The sequence below is a fragment of the Microvirga rosea genome, assembly GCF_020595095.1.
In the GTDB taxonomy this organism is placed as follows: Bacteria; Pseudomonadota; Alphaproteobacteria; order Rhizobiales; family Beijerinckiaceae; genus Microvirga; species Microvirga rosea.
Genome location: NZ_JAJDOP010000016.1, coordinates 26,795 through 44,781, shown reverse-complemented (window position 1 = coordinate 44,781; position 17,987 = coordinate 26,795). Strand labels below are relative to the sequence as shown.

At 60.2% G+C, this 17,987-nt stretch carries 17 protein-coding genes; 4 read left to right on the top strand and 13 right to left on the bottom strand.

All coding sequences use genetic code 11. From position 1 onward, the window contains the following. Positions 1 to 310: 310 nt before the first annotated feature. The 4 genes from LJD17_RS21835 to LJD17_RS21820 form a co-directional block, all read right to left on the bottom strand. Positions 311 to 1,198: a PhzF family phenazine biosynthesis protein gene (locus tag LJD17_RS21835; RefSeq protein ID WP_227386314.1), complete on the bottom strand. Its 888-nt coding sequence runs from the start codon at positions 1,196 to 1,198 to the stop codon at positions 311 to 313. A 226-nt stretch (positions 1,199 to 1,424) separates the two neighbouring features. Beyond that, positions 1,425 to 3,488, bottom strand: coding sequence for an autotransporter family protein (locus tag LJD17_RS21830; protein ID WP_227386313.1), 2,064 nt, complete (start codon positions 3,486 to 3,488; stop codon positions 1,425 to 1,427). Positions 3,489 to 3,573: 85 nt separating this feature from the next. Next, positions 3,574 to 4,002, bottom strand: coding sequence for a hypothetical protein (locus LJD17_RS21825; RefSeq protein WP_227386312.1), 429 nt, complete (start codon positions 4,000 to 4,002; stop codon positions 3,574 to 3,576). Positions 4,003 to 4,057: 55 nt separating this feature from the next. Continuing rightward, positions 4,058 to 4,546 carry an EF-hand domain-containing protein gene (locus LJD17_RS21820; protein WP_227386311.1) on the bottom strand — a complete coding sequence of 163 codons (489 nt, stop codon included), beginning with the start codon at positions 4,544 to 4,546 and terminating at the stop codon, positions 4,058 to 4,060. Positions 4,547 to 5,057: 511 nt separating this feature from the next. Here LJD17_RS21820 and LJD17_RS21815 point away from each other — a divergent pair. Together LJD17_RS21815 and LJD17_RS21810 are read left to right on the top strand one after the other, a co-directional pair. Continuing rightward, positions 5,058 to 5,207, top strand: coding sequence for a hypothetical protein (locus LJD17_RS21815; protein ID WP_227386310.1), 150 nt, complete (start codon positions 5,058 to 5,060; stop codon positions 5,205 to 5,207). Positions 5,208 to 5,567: 360 nt separating this feature from the next. Then, positions 5,568 to 6,998 (top strand): Do family serine endopeptidase, encoded by a 1,431-nt coding sequence (locus tag LJD17_RS21810; RefSeq protein ID WP_227386309.1) that lies wholly within the window; start codon positions 5,568 to 5,570, stop codon positions 6,996 to 6,998. Between the two features lie 568 nt (positions 6,999 to 7,566). On the opposite strand, the gene LJD17_RS21805 is transcribed toward LJD17_RS21810, so the two are convergent. The 4 genes from LJD17_RS21805 to LJD17_RS21790 form a co-directional block, all read right to left on the bottom strand. Beyond that, complete coding sequence (locus LJD17_RS21805; RefSeq protein WP_227386308.1) at positions 7,567 to 7,953, bottom strand: type II toxin-antitoxin system VapC family toxin; 387 nt, start codon at positions 7,951 to 7,953, stop codon at positions 7,567 to 7,569. Then, the gene (locus LJD17_RS21800; RefSeq protein ID WP_227386307.1) at positions 7,950 to 8,195 is read right to left on the bottom strand and encodes a type II toxin-antitoxin system Phd/YefM family antitoxin; all 246 of its coding nucleotides are present in this window, start codon (positions 8,193 to 8,195) and stop codon (positions 7,950 to 7,952) included. The genes LJD17_RS21805 and LJD17_RS21800 overlap by 4 nt, the downstream gene beginning before the upstream one ends. A gap of 107 nt (positions 8,196 to 8,302) precedes the next feature. Further along, a complete protein-coding gene (locus LJD17_RS21795; protein ID WP_227386306.1) occupies positions 8,303 to 8,842 on the bottom strand; it encodes a hypothetical protein in 540 nt (179 codons plus the stop codon). A gap of 44 nt (positions 8,843 to 8,886) precedes the next feature. After that, positions 8,887 to 9,465 (bottom strand): DEAD/DEAH box helicase, encoded by a 579-nt coding sequence (locus tag LJD17_RS21790; protein ID WP_227386305.1) that lies wholly within the window; start codon positions 9,463 to 9,465, stop codon positions 8,887 to 8,889. Positions 9,466 to 9,824: 359 nt separating this feature from the next. On the opposite strand from LJD17_RS21790, the gene LJD17_RS21785 reads away from it, so the two are divergent. Together LJD17_RS21785 and LJD17_RS21780 are read left to right on the top strand one after the other, a co-directional pair. Further along, positions 9,825 to 10,526 carry a hypothetical protein gene (locus tag LJD17_RS21785; RefSeq protein ID WP_227386304.1) on the top strand — a complete coding sequence of 234 codons (702 nt, stop codon included), beginning with the start codon at positions 9,825 to 9,827 and terminating at the stop codon, positions 10,524 to 10,526. Positions 10,527 to 10,555: 29 nt separating this feature from the next. Next, a complete protein-coding gene (locus LJD17_RS21780; RefSeq protein WP_227386303.1) occupies positions 10,556 to 11,371 on the top strand; it encodes a hypothetical protein in 816 nt (271 codons plus the stop codon). Positions 11,372 to 11,407: 36 nt separating this feature from the next. On the opposite strand, the gene LJD17_RS21775 is transcribed toward LJD17_RS21780, so the two are convergent. The 5 genes from LJD17_RS21775 to LJD17_RS21755 form a co-directional block, all read right to left on the bottom strand. After that, positions 11,408 to 12,130 (bottom strand): hypothetical protein, encoded by a 723-nt coding sequence (locus LJD17_RS21775; RefSeq protein ID WP_227386302.1) that lies wholly within the window; start codon positions 12,128 to 12,130, stop codon positions 11,408 to 11,410. Positions 12,131 to 12,586: 456 nt separating this feature from the next. Next, positions 12,587 to 13,003: an alpha/beta hydrolase family protein gene (locus tag LJD17_RS21770; RefSeq protein ID WP_406600864.1), complete on the bottom strand. Its 417-nt coding sequence runs from the start codon at positions 13,001 to 13,003 to the stop codon at positions 12,587 to 12,589. A 604-nt stretch (positions 13,004 to 13,607) separates the two neighbouring features. After that, on the bottom strand, positions 13,608 to 13,880 hold the full coding sequence (locus LJD17_RS24455; protein ID WP_227386330.1) for an HU family DNA-binding protein: 273 nt from the start codon (positions 13,878 to 13,880) through the stop codon (positions 13,608 to 13,610). A 1,355-nt stretch (positions 13,881 to 15,235) separates the two neighbouring features. After that, positions 15,236 to 17,062: an ABC transporter ATP-binding protein gene (locus tag LJD17_RS21760; RefSeq protein ID WP_227386301.1), complete on the bottom strand. Its 1,827-nt coding sequence runs from the start codon at positions 17,060 to 17,062 to the stop codon at positions 15,236 to 15,238. Between the two features lie 10 nt (positions 17,063 to 17,072). Next, on the bottom strand, positions 17,073 to 17,951 hold the full coding sequence (locus LJD17_RS21755) for a metallophosphoesterase family protein (RefSeq protein WP_227386300.1): 879 nt from the start codon (positions 17,949 to 17,951) through the stop codon (positions 17,073 to 17,075). Positions 17,952 to 17,987: the final 36 nt, after the last annotated feature.

Below are 17,987 nucleotides of genomic sequence, written 5' to 3'. Positions count from 1 at the left end.
TTGCAGTATTCAATTGGCAACCAAAAAGTCGGGCAACCTCCAGGAGTCCGAGGCATGATTAGGTGAACCAGTACATTGCGGACCTGACAGGCTTCGGTCTGATCTGAAGTTCAGAAATCAAGGTCATTCTGCGCCCGGTTGGGAAGTCCTATTATTTGGCCTCAAGATCTGCCATACCGCTCTTAAAGTACGGCCTTGCTCTGTGCGTGCGCTATATTCCCGATTGGCCGCGGCCGTTGCATCGATGAGCCGGTTACCAAGCTGTTCAACCTTGATGTTGCGGCAGAACGCTTTTTGAGCACTCGGTTCTCTAAAGCAGCGCCTCACCCCGGAACATCGGGGTGCAACTGCCGCCGACACGCGAACGATAGCCATCCTCGGCGCGCCACGACGTCACCTTGAGCAAGCTCGGCCGGCCCATCTCGACGCCCTGTGTAATGGTGAAGGCGGCCTTGTCGCCACCATCGAGCGAGAGCAGCAGAGCGCCGAGCGTGGCGCTGGCGCTTCCCGTCGCCGGGTCTTCCCAGGTGCCTGCGAGCGGTGCGAACATCCGTGCTCGGATCGTGTTGCCATCACGCACATAGAGGAACAGCGACAAGCGTCCGGCCAGTTCACCATACAGCCGCACGAGCTTGCGAAAAACGGCGAGATCAGGTGTCGCTCTGGCAAGAGCTTCCGGCGCGACCTGCGTCAGCACGAACTTGACGCCGACCGAGGCCTGCACTGGCTTGTGGGCCGCTGTAACGATATCGGGGACGGAAAGCCCAGCGCAGGCGGCGATCCCGTCGACCGGCAACTCCATGCCTAGGGACAGGGCCTGCGGTGCCGCAATAACCGCCCCTGTCACCGCTCCGGCCGCATCGCGCTCCACAGCGATCTCGACAAGGCCAGCCTTCTGCTCGAACCGCAGCATGCCATTGCGGTCGCGTCCATGTCGCGCCAGCACATAAGCCGTGCCGACATTGGGATGGCCGGCAAAGGGCATCTCAGCCGTGCGATGGAAAATGCGCACACGGACATCATTAGCCGGATCGTCGGCCGGCAGGACGAACGTTGTCTCGCTGTAGTTCATCTCCGCGGCCAGCGCCTGCATCTGTGCATCGGAGAACCCGCGCGCATCGGTAAAGACAGCCAGCGGATTGCCACCGAAGGGGCGGTCGGTGAAGACGTCTACAGTCTCATACGGAAAGCGGGGCATGGCAGCCTCCGAAGGCGGGTCAGGATCAACCAATTCCTACCAGCGAAGCCGGATGAAAACCAATGCAGCGATGGAATATGACCGATCACCTTTGGTGATCGTAGTCGACAGGATGACCGCATAAGGCGCGCCAGCGGTCCCACTCTGTTTGCCGGCGGCACCAAAGGCAGACGGTCCCCTCAATTGGAGAATGTCGACGGTTCGGCACAGGGGGAACAGAATCGGCCTACCATCTGTAGCGCCGACCAAGACTGCCCCGAACGCCATCGTGATCGTGGCTGCCACTATTCCCTACTGCGAACTGATAGCCAGCCTGGACGTATAGGCTCAGTCCGGGATTGACCGCAGCCGTCACGCCTGCGCTGAGATCAACTCGTGTTCCGGTCTGGAGCAGCGGAACCCGATCAATACCGGAATAGGTCGTAGTCGCCTGCGCATCCCAATTGTGCCAAAGGTTCGCCCGTACATATGGATGCCAAACCTGACCGCCATCGCCGGTGATGGTCCAGCGGCCCCGCAGCCCAATACGCCCACTCGCCCCGGACGTGGAGCCGAGCGCAACCTCGCCCAAGCCATCGTCATCAACGTCGAATGAAACATGCTGCCAGACGATCTGCGCCTGCGGCTCCAACACGAAGCCAGAGCCGAGAGTCGGAATAGGAATTGGATAACCTGCTTCCAGTGAGGCGGCGAAACCAACTCCTTCAGTCGACAGGCTGGCGTACCGCGTGGATGCTGTGCCGTCGTAGGCCGTCGCCTGTAACACCGCATCGACATACCAGCCGCTCGGGCCATAGTGCGTCCAGTAGGCGCCGCCCGACAACCCGTTGAGATCGATACTTCCGGTCTTGCGCAATTCGTAGTTGGTTGCAGCGTCGTTGGTGACAAGCCCGGTCACATCGACATTGGCATGGCCCAAGGCGAAGTAGATGCCGGCAACGTCCCTGTGCCCGGCAGCCGATCCGTTGTGCAAGAGATCGACGCCGACCTGAAAGCCACCCAGAGGGCCATCGGTGCGTGGGTGGGCGAAAGAGCGCAAGCGGTCGTTGATATACTCGCCGAATAGGCGCCCCCAAGCGGAATGGATTTGGCCGAATCCGGCACCCGCCCCATTTCCGATCACGAGCGTGTCGCCAATGCGCTCGTGCAAGGTGCCGAGCGTGGCAAGTCCGAGTTGCCTGGCCTTCGGCTGGACTGCGCTGTATGTGGCAATCTCAGGTCCGATGATCGGATATACACCCGGCGGCAGCACGGGAGGTAAAACTTCGGGCAACTCATCTGGGGGCAATTCGTCCGGTGGTGTGACGGGCCCATTCCCACCATTGTTCCCATTCCCGTTGCCGCCGCCTCCGAGAAAGTCCGAGCGAAGAAACCAATCGTCTGGATTGCTGCCGTCGAGACCACCTCGAAACAGGCGGTAGTCGAAAGCTCCGCCTCTTACCTCGTTCGCGAGCGAGAACGCTCCTGCCGCAGTCGTGCCGCCGTTGGTCGCATCAATCACCAGGATGCCGTTATCGGTGTAGCCGCCCGTACTGTTCGGACCGGCGGCGACGTACAGAAGTGTTCTGCCGGTGGCTTGGGCCGCACCGTCAAGAGTCGCCCTACCGCCATTGATGACGAGTTGATCGGAGGGTGAGCTGTCGTCTTGGAGAACAGTCCTCAAGCTGATGGAGCCACCGTTCCCGGTATAAGGTCCGAAAACGGTGAGCGTATTGCCGACACTACCGGCATCTCTGTTGGTAATGATGATCCGTCCGGCGTTCTCGATCGCGCCGGCAGTCATCCCGTCCGGCGTCGAACGGCCCGACAGATCGAGCGTCCCATTCGGGGCGATCGCGAACTTCGCCAAGCTCCCTGTCGAGGCGTTGGTGAATTTGATCGTGCCACTGCCAATGGTGCCGACGCTAACGATTGGCCGATCGGCGGGATCGTTGACCACAAAGCCAGTACCATGAACGGTCAGCACGGTACCATTTTCCAAGCTCAAGAGATAATTGGGGGCGGTGAAATTAAGCATACCAATCGATTGGCTATTTTGATCGCGGACAATCCTGTTCCCCGGAGTAGCAAGATTAGTGAAATTCGCAATCAGGAGCGGAACTGCATGACCGCCTGAAGGAAGCACCCAATTATTCTGGTTGTTCCACTGATTTGTCCCGGTTCCACCGATCCATGTTGCCGGATCGAGGGTGGTCCCGAGTGGCACCTGGGCCCAGGCTAGCGTGGGAAACCCGAGCGATGCAATCAGGAACCCGACAGCGATGAACGGGTACGAGCTTTGCGCTGGCATGCTCTCCCCTCCCCGCCGTGCATCTCCCCAGCGACGCCCGACGATAAAACCTCCATAATCAGAACAGCATCGTCCGAACCAATATTCACGCATGCTCTCCCTCCGGCGCAAGTCGCGAAAACACTGGATGCGCTTTACTGCGCGAAATTGTCTTTGGAAGCGGCGCACCCCGAACCGAACAGTCGAAGTTCAATTTCCTCTGGAATCTGCCCGAGCGCAATTTTTTCGTTTTGCAGCAATCGAAACTACTATTGAATTGTCTGTGAGCATTGCAGGGAATCCACCGCCATTGGATACTATAATTCTGATTTGGCTCGAACGAACTACCGGTTCCAACGGATGTTGCTGGCATGACCCTGATCCCAGCCAGCCGCAGGATCTCGCGCCTAGCGGCCTCGCCTTCAGCGATCAGGACGGCCTCCTCGGCTGGCACGGCGGCTTGGGCGGGTGTCGGCGCAAGGCCGATCGTGGCAAGGGTCAGGCTGGAGGCGATGATCCCCTTCAAACGTGCCATCGTCGCTGTCTCCTATGAGCGGATGGGTTGTCGCGGTTCATTCGAAGATGCAGCCTCACCTGAAGGCCGTCGCAAGATCCTGAACGAAGCGTGCCTGCTGGAACTCCGCGTAGCTCACGCCGAAGTGGCCGCGAGAGACACGCAGGAGTTCGCCGCGCAGGTGTTGGCGAAAGGCGGCTCTGGTCACCTCTCTCGGCCGCGGATGGCGCCAGCGCTGCCAGATGCGTTTGCGGGCATCAGCGTACAGCTTCAGCCGGTCATGACGTTCCGCCAGGCCGCGCAAGCCGAAATCGAGATTTCGAAACTCGGCGTAGGTGAGCCTCAGGTTGCCGTCGGCATCCAACATGGCGAAGGTATCGTCGGCAAAGCGCCTCATTTCGGCTCCATCGATCAGGCCGTCGCCCGTCCTATCCATGCTGTCGAACAGCATCCGTATTACCCGTTCGAAGTCCACGGCCCGGTCCGCCTGCGACGGAGCCGCCCGGACGGATAGGGCGGTGACGGCAATGGCGGCGACCGTGAAGGCCGCAACGGCTTTCCTCATCGTACCCTCCCTGGCCTTGCCCCAGCGCTCAAGACGTCGCGCGGACCCGAGCGCAACCATCAGGACCACGATACCGAGCAGGATCCAGCGCAAGCTGAACAGCCGCAGTGGCAAGCCGTTCCGCTGGAGCCGTATGGCAGGCTCCCAACTCAGACATGGCTGTCTCCTCGCGCGGAGCCAGGGGGGCCGCAACAAGTCGCAAGAATATCGGATCCAGACGACGGGGATATCGGTGCTAATCCCGAACCGACGCCCGGAATGGCCTGAGTTTGCGTACGAGGAAGCAAACCTTCCCAGGTAACGCGGCCTGCCGAAAAATGAGCACGCATTCTTCCATTTGGAATTCGGGTCTTTCCCCGCTCATTCCTGGGGTGTCACCCGAAGGCCACGAGCGATCATGAATGGTATGTATAACGCTCGCCGGAAACGCCGCCTCCCCCGCGGCAGTACCTCGGGGCGTGGGCGGCCGCTCCAGGGCTTCACACAAAGGGTAATCTGGGGAGGCCAAGGCATGAACATCCACCTAAGGATCCGCGGCGAGGGGATCGATGCTCTCCTGACATTGGCATTCGGCATCTGGGGACGACCGCAAGCTGCCACTGCTGACGGACCCATTGCGGAGTCGGCAGTGGGCGAGAGCCTGGCCGACCATCGTGCCTGAGGCGGCCATGACACGGCTCCCCTCCTTCAATGCCTGGATTGGAATGATCGGTCTCGTAATCCTCCTTGCAGCCCTGAAAACTGCGTATGCGTTGGTGGCGCAGGTGAGGGTTCTCGATGACCCTCCTCCGGCTTCACGCCGCCTGATATCGGGGTTCCCCCCAATAGCCATGCCGATCAACCGAGATGAGACTGTGCCTGGCTGTGGCGAAGTTGGCACCGCGGTTAGGTCAAGGGCCCAAGGTCATCGACCAAAGCGAGCGGAAATGACTCAAAGTGGGCCGCATGTGCAGCGAAACCCTGAGCGGGCCGCGGGCCGCAAACGACCCCTGCCTCGCAGCTGCATGCCTGGAGGATGCACATGCCACGTTTGAGCTTGAGATCCGCGCTTCGAGCTGATGCGCTCGCAGGCGCCGCTGCCATCGCTGTCATCCTGTCCATGCCTGCTCCAGCTGCTGGCCAGGGGGCAGCAGCCGCCCCTGACTTCACTGCAATGGTGCGCCAGACGATGCCGGCCGTCGTGGCGATCACAACCCGGCAACGTGTCCAGGAACCGGAGGCCTCGCCTCCCCCGTCAGAGGACATGTCGTTGCAGGAGTTCCTCCGCCGCTTCTTCGAGGAGCGCCTCGACCCGCGCTCCCAGCAGCCGCGACAGTCCCTGGGCTCCGGCTTCGTGATCAGCCCCGAGGGCTACATCGTGACCAACGATCACGTCATCGGAAACGCTGAGGAGATCGAGGTCGTCTTCGGCGGCCGCAAGCGTGTTCCCGCAAGCCTCGTCGGCCGCGATCCCGCGACGGACATCGCGGTGCTAAAGGTTGATCCGCCCGCCGGCATGTCGGTTGCCACATGGGGCGACTCCGACGCGGCCGAGCCCGGCTCCTGGGCCATCGCCATCGGCAGTCCGTTCGGTCTAGGTGGGACCGTGACCGTCGGTGTCATCTCCGCCCAGTCGCGCGACATCCGCTCCGGTCTCTACAGCGACTTCCTCCAGACTGATGCCTCCATCAATCGCGGCAACTCGGGCGGCCCCCTGTTCAACGCCAAGGGCGAGGTGATCGGCGTCAACACCGCCATCTACTCGCCCTCCGGCGGCAATGTCGGCATCGGCTTCGCCGTGCCCTCCCGCAACGCCCAGACGATCGCCGAACAGTTGATCCGCGCCGGCCGCGTCGAACGTGGGCACATCGGGGTCCGGTTGCAGGAACTCACACCTGCCATCGCCCAGGCCCTCGGCCGACCGGATGAAAAGGGGGTGCTCATCGCCTCTGTCGATCCCGGCGGTCCGGCCGAGAAGGCAGGCATCCGGCTGGGCGACGTTGTCATCGGCTTCAACGGCAACCCGGTCGAGAGCGGCCGTGACCTCTCGCGGGCCATAGCTGCCGCGAAGCCCGGTACGCAGGTGTCGGTCGCGGTCCACCGGGATGGGCGATCACAGGATCTCTCCCTTACCATCGGTCCACGTCCGGACGCTTCGGCCGGACAGGGCTCGCCGGAGCCCCCAGGCAGGCGCATGGGGCTCGCTCTCGGCCCGCTTCCCGAGGCGGCCCGCGACCGGCTCGGCCTCGAACCAGGGGGCTCCGGTCTCCTCGTGCAGCAGGTCGAACCCGGCAGTCCCGCGGCGGAAACCGGCCTCAGGCCTGGTGACGTGATCCTCTCGGCCAACAACCGTCCGGTGAGCCAGCCTGCGGACGTGGCGAACGCCTGGACCGCGGCTCAGCGACAGAACAGGCCTGTCCTGCTCCGGGTCAGTCGAGACGGGCAGCCCCTGTTCGTGGCCGTAGGGGTCTGACCCAGCCGACTAGCCAGCGCATCTAGCACTGCCTTGGGCATGAAACCGCTGTCCGGCGGGTGTTCCACCGGGGACATTCCGGGGAACGTCCGATGTCCGCGCCGAGCGGCGGATGCTAGGCTGTCCATGGGTTCCGGTGACCCGCGATCATCCGAATAAAGGCCCGCCTCCTTAAGGTCGCAGAACAAAGCAATTCGGCCGGTGGATTTGCGGGTCTCGGAATCGTAACGGCTGCTGCCGGTTGCCAGCAGGCCCTTGGCCAGCGGCTTGGGCAGCGGCAGGGTCTTTTCGTCGCCCCATTCCATGGTTGGGTCGAGAGCGTCCGCATACTGTTCCTGATCGCTGTCCCCCGTTCGCAGCCAGATCTGGCGCCGGCGAACGTCAATCTGGTCGCGAAGGCTCGGATCCTTGTCGAACCAGGCCTCGAACTGTGAGCATCTGCGAAGCAAATGAGACATTGCGAACTACTCGAGACAATGCATAGTCGCAATGTTCAGAACCTGGGCTCCTCGGCTTTTCCATGACAATCCAGATTTCGGCGTAGAAATTGGCATGGCCAGGAATGCGGTTAGATTTTCCTGATCGGCCCTGTATATTGAGCGACAATCGCATCGGCGGTCAGTAAAGTGATGCCCTCGATCATCGCTTGAGCAATTAACATGCGATCGAACGGATCCTTGTGGATCGCAGGCAATCCGATGATTGCCGCCGCATGTTCGCTGACAACAGGCAGTTCACTGTAGCCGTTGTCGAGCAGACCTCGCCGTAAGACACGGGCATCCACGGCGAAGTCGCTTCGCCCAAGACTGCTCTTGATTGCAATCTCCCAGAGGCTCGCGGCGCTGAAAAATAACTCGTTGTCAGGCGCCTCAATCAGTCTGAGAGCTTCGTCGGACAGTTTATCTGGTTCTCCAGCCGTCCAGAGGAGCAGGTGCGTATCGAGGAGAAGCTTCATGAGTTGCCGTTGAAGAGTTCGTCGATGACCTCGTCACCCATGCGATCAAAGTCAGCAGGGACCCTCACTTGGCCGGACAGAAATCCAATCCTTTTGACTTGAGTGGCCTCGGAGGCAGTCAGCGGCACTACCTTGACCATGGGCTTGCCTGCCTTAGCGATCACGAAGCTTTCCCCTTTCGCGGCCCGCTCGATCAGGCGGGACAGATGGGTTTTTGCCTCGTGGATATTCACCGTGTCCATGCCAGCACCTTAAAACTTAGTTTACTGAACTTAGTCTAACTCAGATACAAACGTCCCACAACCAAGTCAAGAGAGATCAGTAATCCCGGGCTCCGCCTCCAGAATAATCAGGGAGTTTTGCTCAAGACTGGACACCTTAGTGCGTTGACGTTGACCAGGATGTCGAAGCTGCCGGCACGGGCCGCCTGGAGCAGTTCGTCTCGCTTGATCCCCCGGCCGGTCGGTTCCCTCTCTCCTAGCCCGGTCTCCTCGCCATCGCGCCAGACGCGGATTTCGCCGGCGACCACAAAAGCGACCCGTGGCTTGTCCCCGGCCCGGCTATACCCTTCCGGTAAGAGTTCCTGAGCGATTGCCGCAGACAGGGCCCGGGCAAACTCCACGCTATCACAGTGGACCATTGCCAGTGTGGCAGCCGCGGCACGGCGCGACCAGATCCTGGCTACGGCCGACACGATGAGGGCGGCGATTGCCCTGTCGCCCTCGCTGGCATCGGCCTTAAAGAAGCGCGAGAAGGCCTGCTGCGAGGCCTGGTCAACCGACTTGTTTTCCGCCAGGAGTGCCAGGAAGGCGTTCTTGAGGAGCCGGACCGCTTCAGCGCCGAGATGGGCCTCGAATTCACTGGTCGCGATATCGAACCGGGTCGGCACGATCCGGCCCGTCGCCAGAACCTCATCATAGGTCGCAACGTCGATCAGGTCCTGCTCGCTGTTGGCGCCGAAGGGCTCAAGCGGATCCTTGCCGTCGGTCCTGAAGGGTGTGGCGGTGAACTCGATGCCGCGGACCCGCCCGCCAGGGCTATGCGGCTCAGCACGCGCGCGAGCTCGTCGGCCGCCGCCTTCTGGCCCTCGTCGATGACGACGACCCCTCCCCTCTTCCCGAAGCGCTCGAGAGCATTCAGAAAGTGCCCGTCGTCGAGCTTGTTGACGAGCGACATATTGATGGCTGCGATAACGTCGGCGTCGAGGGTATCTCGGAGCATCGGTCCATCGCCGACCGTTTCATTCTTGGCGACAAAAAACGCGGTGCGCGCCGCCTCCAAGGCGGGCAATCGTCGGATCTGCGCATAGTTCTGACGCAGCAGCGAGATGTCCGGGTGGAGGATCAGGACCGGCTTTTTGTGGCGCAACGCATCCTCAGACGCGAACGCCACCAGAAAACTTTTACCGCTGCCGGTTGGGGCCAGCACGACGCCTGACCGTCCCGTCTGAATGGCACCTTCGACGGAATTAGCGATGCGGGCCTGGTAGAGCTCAGAGGTGTGCTCGCCCATGGTCCGCGCTGTAGCCGAGGATGAAGGCTGTGTGTCGTTCAGGCAATGAGGGGCGGTCATGGAAGATCTTCGAAGAATCAGAGAGGAAAAAAAGACGAATGGACGGGAGGATATGGCGCTGATTCGTAAATCAGCAGGAAACGCTTGAACTGAGAAAATTATAGTCGGTTTGGGGCCGGCGTTCAGCTCCGCAGGACTCAAGATTGCAAGCTTGGCCTTTAAGAATAAACGCAAGCAATGCAAGGCCGTGCTTGGCAATAACATTCAGATGCGGATAACGTTGATGGACGGCTCATCCCCAAGCCCCCTGAGCCGCCGTCACTTGGCGCCTTTGCGGGCGCTTTTCTTTTGAACCGGGCATGCGTACTGTTCTCAAGCCGAGCAGCCCAGCCTTTAGACACATGCGTCCGATCTATCTGTTAACGTTCTCAGCTCTTGTGTCCTTCGCGGCCCAAGCCGATCCAGCGCACTTTCCCGCCGGCAGCGTCCAGTGTGAAGAGGAGGCCGACTGCCTGCAGCAGCTCAAAGGTATTGCCTCCCGCTCAGGCGATCAATTGCGGCTGAAGCTGGGAAATGGACGTACCAAGGTTCGACAAGGTAACCGTAAAGCATGTGAGGCAGGTGATGCCGAAAAGTGCATGTCTTACGAGTTGCGAGCGTATCACCCTACCCTGCACACCTACGTGCTTGATCTCGGAGCATGGGAAGGACGGGCTGCGGAATTGGTTGATGCCAATACCGGCCAGTCCATGCTCCTCGACACGCTACCGCACTATTCGCCGAGCGGGCGATGGCTGGTTTCCACCAACGACTCCGAGATGTCCCGAGACTACGACGTGGCGATCTGGTCAACGACCGCGGGTCTTCCGAAGCAAGAGCTGCGTTACAGCGCTCCAGAAACCGAATTCATGGAGTACTGGGAATTCGCAGGATGGGATGGGGACGAGCGCATCAAATTCAAGGTCAATTTTATGTCGGGTGGCGAGACAACCGCCTTTGAGACGGATGCTGTTTTGACCGGTGACAGTTGGAAATTGAACCGGCCAGAGCCACGCCGTTGATTTCGAATAATATGGCCGACAAGGAACCTATGAGCCTACGCCTCACATCGAGAGAGTGGCGATGGCTCCTCGTGCTCGGCGGACTGGCCATATGCTGTGCGAGCGTGACCTTCGTCTATTTTCTCAATTTCGGAACTTCGAACCAGTTTGATTATCTTGTCGGGCTTGCGGCGGGCGGAGCCCTTTTGCTGTTCACGGCTACGGCCCCGATTTGCCTTCCCTGGGCTTTGCTTGCTCCAGGGCCGACGTCCATCATGGCCGCGAAGGTGCACGCGGCACTCTATACGGCGTTTATCAGTGTGACACTTCTCGCCTCGAGGCCTGGCCATTCCTCACCAGGCGATACAATCGCGGCGCTCATCAAATTCGTACTGCTGGCTATCCTGGCTTTTGAACTTCTCATGGTCTGGATTGCCACCCACAGAGCTCGGCGGCTCGGGCGGCTGTCTGGCGGCCCGCGCTGGCTCTTTCCCGGCTTGGCTTCTGCGATCGTCGGCGGCTGGGGTGGAGGGATTGTGCTTTGGTCCCAGCAACTGCCGCCTCGCGTCATTGCCGCTGCCGAGGCAACCGCACAGGGCCGGCCATACTGCATTGATGTCGATGGTCGACCCGCGACGGGCGCACACGACCTGACCGGGATAACGATGGTCGCGCGGAACGATGGTGGTTGGACGTGGAATTTCCATGCCCTGCTCGTGGTCGGCGAAGGGTCAGAGAGAGAGTATTTTAACTGGTCGTATAGGCGCGGCGATTTCTGGCCGGTGAGCGAGCACAGCCGAGAGAGCCTTCATCTTGATCGCATCGTGAAATGTAAGTCGGTGGAGCATTTCGCCCGGGACTGGTAGCCGAAGCAAAGTGTCTACTGTGCTTTTGACGCGCCTTTAGTATCCCTGATACAGCCGGCCCAGGTCATTAGGCCGCTCGCGCTCTTGAGGGCCACCCCAGTCCGCGTCAAATGCGGGGGTCCAGAGGTCACCCATGAGGATCCAGGTCGCGCCATGATGATCGCCAGCTGTATGATTGTTCGTCCGTGCGTTCATGAGGGCGAGGTTTTCAAGAAATGTGTCGGTGTGCTGTCGTACGCGACCTTCCATGAGTTCTTGCTGCCACTGGGCAAGCTCGTTGAAGGCCCACAGAAGTGCCAGCACGATCCCAAGGATGAGCATCCACGTCAGCATCGGAAGACCGTTACCGAATAAGTTTAGGCATGCCGCAGCCAATGCCACGAGAACAAGACCAGTCGCCGGCAACGTGAGGCGACGTGCTTCGGTCATCACGCTCATAAGCACCGTTGGGGTCAGTCGGATCGGTATGACGCCCTGGGGCATCGAACAGAAGTCTTGGGTTTCGTGGTTGATCAGTCCTCCAAGTACACCATTCCCCTGCCCTGCCGGCTGTGCATAAACGAGGGAAATCTTGTCGCCCTTCGTCATCTCAATCTTGGGTTTGATCAGGATTGATCGGCGCTCGCCGTCTGCGGATTGGAGGAGTAGATCGGCGGCGCCGACTGTTTTCGGACGTCGAGCGGCCAGCACGAGTTGGATTGTTCCTTTCCAAATTGAAAACGTAAAATCCTGATCATTAATTCGAGTCGAGACTTGCAACGGATGCTCCCAATCTCGCGGTTCTCGCTGAGGTCGGGATCTATCACCGTTAGGAAAGTCTTCACCCAAAACCTCCCAACAGGGTTAGCGCTCGTTGGGAGTGGCCACGGCTTTATTGGTCGCTGCTTTTATGCTGACGTCCGGCGCGACCGCGAAGCAATCCTGATCGACTGCGCACTCCCAGAGCGGTTGATGCTCATTATCGTTACCACGCGCGCATGCTTGGTCCGGTTTCACTGGCTCGACATAGAATTCACAACGGACTGAAGTGGCGTGTGCGGATTCTCCGTCGCAGTCAGTCGGGCGAAATACCTGTCGGCTTCTCAGGGATCATTATCGCCACTCCGACAAGTCCGGATGCCTCCCCAGGAAGTGAAAGGCGCATTTGCCCTCTAAAATTGGTCCGGGCACTCGCTCGTCTGGCGAAACAGACGGAAGGAGCGCGAGCTAGTGGCCCTACTTCCTGCTCTCCAGGATTTCCTGCAGGAAGGGTTCGATGGCTCTGGCCCGATCTTTGAATGGTATGATGTGACCTGAATCAAACCAGTTCAAGGCGACATTAGTACCGTGATCGCGTAAGGCCGCCGCAAATTTCTCGGCTTGGTCGGGCGGCGAATTCGCGTCGCGACGGCCGTGCAAAATGAGTACCAATGTACCAATGCGCCCAGCTACGAAGAGGGCCGATCGCGCGGCAAACGCTTCAGCCGAGGTCCCCGCTTCCTCCCGGACGTTATGCTTAATGCCGGCCGGCAGAGCAGGCCAAGCCGCAGCGAGATCATACACTCCCCCGATCAGGATGAGGCCGCGCAACCGTGGTTCATCGGCCGCCACGACGGCTGAGGCGATGGCGCCCCGACTGACGCCGTAGAGCACCAAGCGGCCGTCATCCACACTCGGCAATTCTCGCAGATAAGCGAGAACACTTCGGATAGCGCGCTGAGTTGCGGGGCCGCAATAGTCCGCCGGACCAGCCGACCCCCATAGCCAGGTTGCGACAAGGATACGGCAACATAGCCGCGCCGGGCCATCCGATCGAGTGCTCCTGCATCAGCCATATCCCGCCCGCCAACGCGGTCTTCTTGATGACCATGGACATAAAGGATGGCCGGATGCGGGCCGCCCGCGGGTGGCATGGCGACAAACATTTCTACGGCAGGTCCAGATGGGCCGTCCGGATGCAAGATCACGCGCTCTGTCGCGTGCGCCTTTAGGCTGACAAAAACCATGAACAGATCGGAGACGAGGAATTGCATGTCAATTTCGGTGTCTACAGTAGGTTCCAGCAGTAAGGATCTGCCCTTGAAGCCAACCTCCGACCAGTGGATTTACTGCTATAGCTCAGAAGTCCGGGGGCTCTAATCGACCAAAGTACCGTCGAAATCGAGCAAAACAGAGCCGATCATATTCTCTCTCACCCTCAGTCGGTACGTTTGGGATCGAAAAAAGCAGCCATAAGTCCACGGCTGCCCTGGGTTTCTTAGATCGCGTCCTTGAGGTCCTTCGCGGCGCGGAAGGCGATCTTCTTGGAGGCCTTAATCTTCACCGGCTCACCCGTCCGCGGATTGCGGCCCATCCGGGCAGCGCGCTTGCGCACCTGCAGGATGCCGAGGCCGGACAGGCGGATCTTGTCGCCCTTCTTGAGGCTCTTCGTGATCTGCTCGACCACGTGGGTGAGCATCTCATTTGCCTGGCGTTTAGGCACCTCGAAGGTCGTAGAAATTTGCTCGGCAATATGACGAAGCGTCAGGATCGGGCTGCTCTTGGTGGCCGTGGCCTTTGCAGCTGCCTTTGTCGCCGTCTTCGCTGCGGTCTTACGCGAGCCCGGCGCAGCGACCTGCTTCGCAGCGGTCTTCGTGGGCTTCTTCGCAGTTGTCTTCGCAGCGGTCTTGGTCGCAGCGGCTTTCGTCGTGGTTGCCTTGCGGGCGGCGGGCTTCTTCACCGAAGCCTTAGTTGCGGCTTTTGCCATTGAATACTTCCTTTTGAAGTCAGGACCTTATGGTCTGCGTAGCTACATAGCGAACATGATAGCATACGCAACGGAAAAGACCGGCGGTTCAAGTGATTTTGAGCTTTTGCAGACTTTTTCCAACTCTCCAGAACGCGGTTGCCGGTTGAAGCGGAGATGAATTATGGCCGCGATGACGTCTGGTTTGCACTGCCAGTCACCTCGGTTGATCTCGAAGACATACCAGCCGATTTGCGGTAGCGGAGCGGGATCGGATGCCTCCGAGAGGATGCCAGACACCCTCGAAGTAAAAGCAGGCAATGTGCCGAATCGGATCCTCGCGAGGTTGTACGGCGCTAAAGCGAGGGAAGAGCTGCATTGTAAAGCGCTCCCCTCCGCAATCGATGGCTGATCTTCTGATACGCCTCGACTGGTGCAGTAGATAGGTCCTCGGTCAGAGGTGTGCCGGCAATCCCATTCTTCCGACCGATCATTATGGCGTTGTGAAACAGCCGGACATCTAAACTCCACGCATTAGCCAGCGCGTTGGAACTAAGCGGGTGGAAGACTGTCGTATGTCATTTGCATTGGGTGAGCAGGACATTGAGATGGTTAGGTTCACCCGGTTGCGAGAGGAAAACAAGATTTGCGAGCAAGCGCCTGCGTTGATCCGGATCGTACGTTAGTGAAACCCGATAGCAGCGCGCTCATTTCCCTGGACGTTTTCAAACACCGTGACAAACGATGGATCACCGTGCATTCGACCGTAAGTCTAACGGATTTTGAGCACCATCGGAAATCCTGTCGGACAGCCGTCGCGGAATGAACAAGGTCCGACCAACCGGAGGATGGCCAAACCGCCGTCGGATCGCATGCCTAAGAACATCAAGCTCGCCCTCACCGACTGAATTGCGCGCTCCCGCCAGTACACCCGCCGGCACCTCATTTGCTCCTTCCATACCGAGCTAAGTGCCCGAACCCGAACCGCAGAAGCATCACAAGTATGCGTCATACGAACCATGGAGCGCACTACCGATGTCCGTTGCGCACCAGCACCGTCTGACTCACAGCGGATTCAACCACCTCGAGTGTTGACCCGGGATGTTCGTCGGCTCTCGGAAGCTCTTGGGCCTTCGTACACCTAACTTCAGCAGAGACTATCAACAACACTGCTCCACGGTGAGAATGGCAGGTTGAGGCAAAGAGCCCTGCGTGTAAGGATCGGCCGAGAAATTACTGCTGTTCTGAACAAAATGGGCCGGGCCGACCGGGACAAGGGGTGGGGTTGATGGATCATCCCCCAGCCTGCGCACCGGGCTCGGCAGCTCGCCGTCGTCGAGAGTGATTGCTCGAGATCGTCGGGATGGATCGGGGATCGGCACCGATGCCAAAAGACGCCTAGTGTAGGGGTGACGCGGGCTTCCCAGCACGGCGCCTGCCGGCCCTATCTCCACAATCTGACCGAGATACATCACGGCAACCCGGTGGCTCATGCGCTCGACCACGCCCATGTCATGCGAGATGAAGAGGTATGCCAGGCCGAGCTCGCGCTGCAGGTCGCGCATCAGGTCGAGAACCTGTGCCTGAACTGAAACGTCGAGGGCCGAGACCGGTTCGTCAGCCACGATCAGCTGGGGCTTGAGGCACAGGGCTCGCGCGATGCACAGCCGCTGACGCTGACCGCCCGAGAACTGATGCGGATACCGGTCGAGATGTTCGTCGTCGAGGCCGACCTGCCGCAATAGGGCCGAGGCGCGGGCGCGGCGCTCCTCCCGCGTCATCTGCGGCTCGTGGATGATCAGCGGCTCCGTGACTAGGTCCAGCGCTGAGAGACGCGGATTCAGGGACGCGTACGGGTCCTGGAAGATCATCTGCACGTTCCGCCGGACCGTCTGCATCGCGCTGCGTGGCAGGTGAGTGACATCTTGGCCCGCAATCGTGATGCTGCCGGAGGTCGGCTCGATAAGTTTCATCAGAGCGCGGCCAGTCGTCGACTTGCCGCAGCCGGACTCGCCCACGAGGGCCAGCGTCTCGCCCGCACGGATCTCAAAAGACACATTCTCGACAGCGTGAACGTGGCCGACCAGCTTCTTGAGCGGTCCCTTGCGCACTGGAAAGCGCTTGACCAAGCCCTCGACCGTCAAAACCGGCTTCTGATCTGGAACTGTCTCAGGCGCTCTTTCGGCACCAAGTCTTGGGACAGCTGCGATTAGCGCCTTGGTGTATTTCTGTTGCGGGCGAGCATAGAGTTCGACACTCGCGTTTTCTTCGATGCTCTCGCCCTGGCGCATCACAACCACCCGCTCAGCCACCTCGGCAACCACGCCGAGATCATGCGAGATGAACAGGACGGCCATGCCGAGTTCCCGCTGGAGTTCCCGGATCAGCCCAAGAATCTGAGCCTGAACCGTCACATCGAGAGCAGTTGTGGGCTCATCGGCGATGAGGAGTTGAGGCCTGCAGAGGAGCGCCATCGCGATCATGACGCGCTGGCGCATACCGCCGGAGAGCTCATGAGGATACTGCTTGAGGCGTCCGGCGGCATCGGACAGGCGCACACGGTCGAGCATATGCTGCGCGGCCGCGTAGGCGGCGCCTCGAGCGAGCCCCTCGTGCAGCATCAGCACCTCGGCAAGCTGCTGGCCGATGGTCATAACCGGGTTAAGGCAGGTCATCGGCTCCTGGAATATCATGGAGACGACGTTGCCGCGAATGCGCCGCATCTGCGCTTCAGGAAGCTGCAACAGATCGTGCACCTCGTTCCTTTCACGCAGGCGGATCGCTCCACGCGAGATGATACCCCCTTCCCGCTCGATGAGTCTCATGACCGACAAGGCCGTGACGGACTTGCCCGAGCCGGATTCTCCGACAATCGCGACGGCCTCGCCAGGCTGGATCGAGAGACTCAGGTTCTTCACAGCCGATACTGGGCGGCCTTGCGACCGGAAGTCGACCGACAGCCTGTCGATGGCAAGAAGGGGTGTCATCCCAGGTTCCTCACTCGGCAGCCACGGTCAGCCGCTGCAGGCGCCTCTCGGGGTGCTCGTGGAACGGTTGGAGCGGGGCGATCCAGCGTTGCGCCGTGGCCCTGGCATCAAGTTGCACTGCGAAGCGATCGCGGCCGAAAACGGTCCAGTTAATCGTTTCTCCGAGTTCAAGCAGCCCCCAGCTTCCGGCTGGCTCAGGATAGGTCGTGAAGCTCTCGGTCAGCGACTGCAGCGTGATGTGAGGAATTCCATCGATGGTGGTCAGCGTGTTCCAGTGCACATGTCCCGAGACGCAGACAACCGGCACTTTTGCTTGGCGCAGGACGGCGCGGGCGCGCTCGGCGCCCGGATAGGTGGAGGAGTCAGGATTGCGCTCGAAGTAATAGTTTCCGGTCTGGCCATGCCCCGAGATTGGCACATGGCTCATGATAGCCAACGGCCGATCCGCCGTTGCCACGACCCCAGCAAGCCAGAGCAGGTCGGCCTCGGTGAGGACAAAGCCGCCGGGGCGGCGGATCAAGGTGTCTGCGGCCCACATGACCAGGCGCCAATCTCCGATGTCGATGGTGCGATGCCCCATTGGCTGGTTGAAAATGGCTTCATTCTCGGCGACTGTCAGATACTCGCGGTCATGGTTTCCGCAGACATGGAAGCGCGGTTGCGAAATCGGTGCGAAGGCTTCGGCGACCTCGCGCTCAAGCACGAGATCAGTGGCATGCCCCTCATCCGAGATACGGTCGCCGAGATCGATGACCGCATCCGGGCTCGCATCGGCAACGAAGCGGACGAACTCGCTCATCAGGGGAAGCGCCGAGGAAGCCTTCTTGGTGAAATTGTCCTTGCCGTGGTGGATATCGGCAACAACGGCGATGCGCAGCGGAGAGGCCATGGAGTTCACTCACTTGTTGGTTGAGACGCTGCCGGA

Bases quoted from the DNA above. Each gene is read 5' to 3' on its own strand.
- LJD17_RS21815 (WP_227386310.1), top strand. From the start codon at position 5,058: ATGAACATCCACCTAAGGATCCGCGGCGAGGGGATCGATGCTCTCCTG.
- LJD17_RS21825 (WP_227386312.1), bottom strand. From the start codon at position 4,002: ATGGCACGTTTGAAGGGGATCATCGCCTCCAGCCTGACCCTTGCCACG.
- LJD17_RS21785 (WP_227386304.1), top strand. From the start codon at position 9,825: ATGCGTACTGTTCTCAAGCCGAGCAGCCCAGCCTTTAGACACATGCGT.
- LJD17_RS21755 (WP_227386300.1), bottom strand. From the start codon at position 17,951: ATGGCCTCTCCGCTGCGCATCGCCGTTGTTGCCGATATCCACCACGGC.
- LJD17_RS21790 (WP_227386305.1), bottom strand. From the start codon at position 9,465: ATGGGCGAGCACACCTCTGAGCTCTACCAGGCCCGCATCGCTAATTCC.
- LJD17_RS21800 (WP_227386307.1), bottom strand. From the start codon at position 8,195: ATGGACACGGTGAATATCCACGAGGCAAAAACCCATCTGTCCCGCCTG.
- LJD17_RS21820 (WP_227386311.1), bottom strand. From the start codon at position 4,546: ATGAGGAAAGCCGTTGCGGCCTTCACGGTCGCCGCCATTGCCGTCACC.
- LJD17_RS21805 (WP_227386308.1), bottom strand. From the start codon at position 7,953: ATGAAGCTTCTCCTCGATACGCACCTGCTCCTCTGGACGGCTGGAGAA.
- LJD17_RS21810 (WP_227386309.1), top strand. From the start codon at position 5,568: ATGCCACGTTTGAGCTTGAGATCCGCGCTTCGAGCTGATGCGCTCGCA.
- LJD17_RS21835 (WP_227386314.1), bottom strand. From the start codon at position 1,198: ATGCCCCGCTTTCCGTATGAGACTGTAGACGTCTTCACCGACCGCCCC.
- LJD17_RS21830 (WP_227386313.1), bottom strand. From the start codon at position 3,488: ATGCCAGCGCAAAGCTCGTACCCGTTCATCGCTGTCGGGTTCCTGATT.
- LJD17_RS21780 (WP_227386303.1), top strand. From the start codon at position 10,556: ATGAGCCTACGCCTCACATCGAGAGAGTGGCGATGGCTCCTCGTGCTC.
- LJD17_RS21760 (WP_227386301.1), bottom strand. From the start codon at position 17,062: ATGACACCCCTTCTTGCCATCGACAGGCTGTCGGTCGACTTCCGGTCG.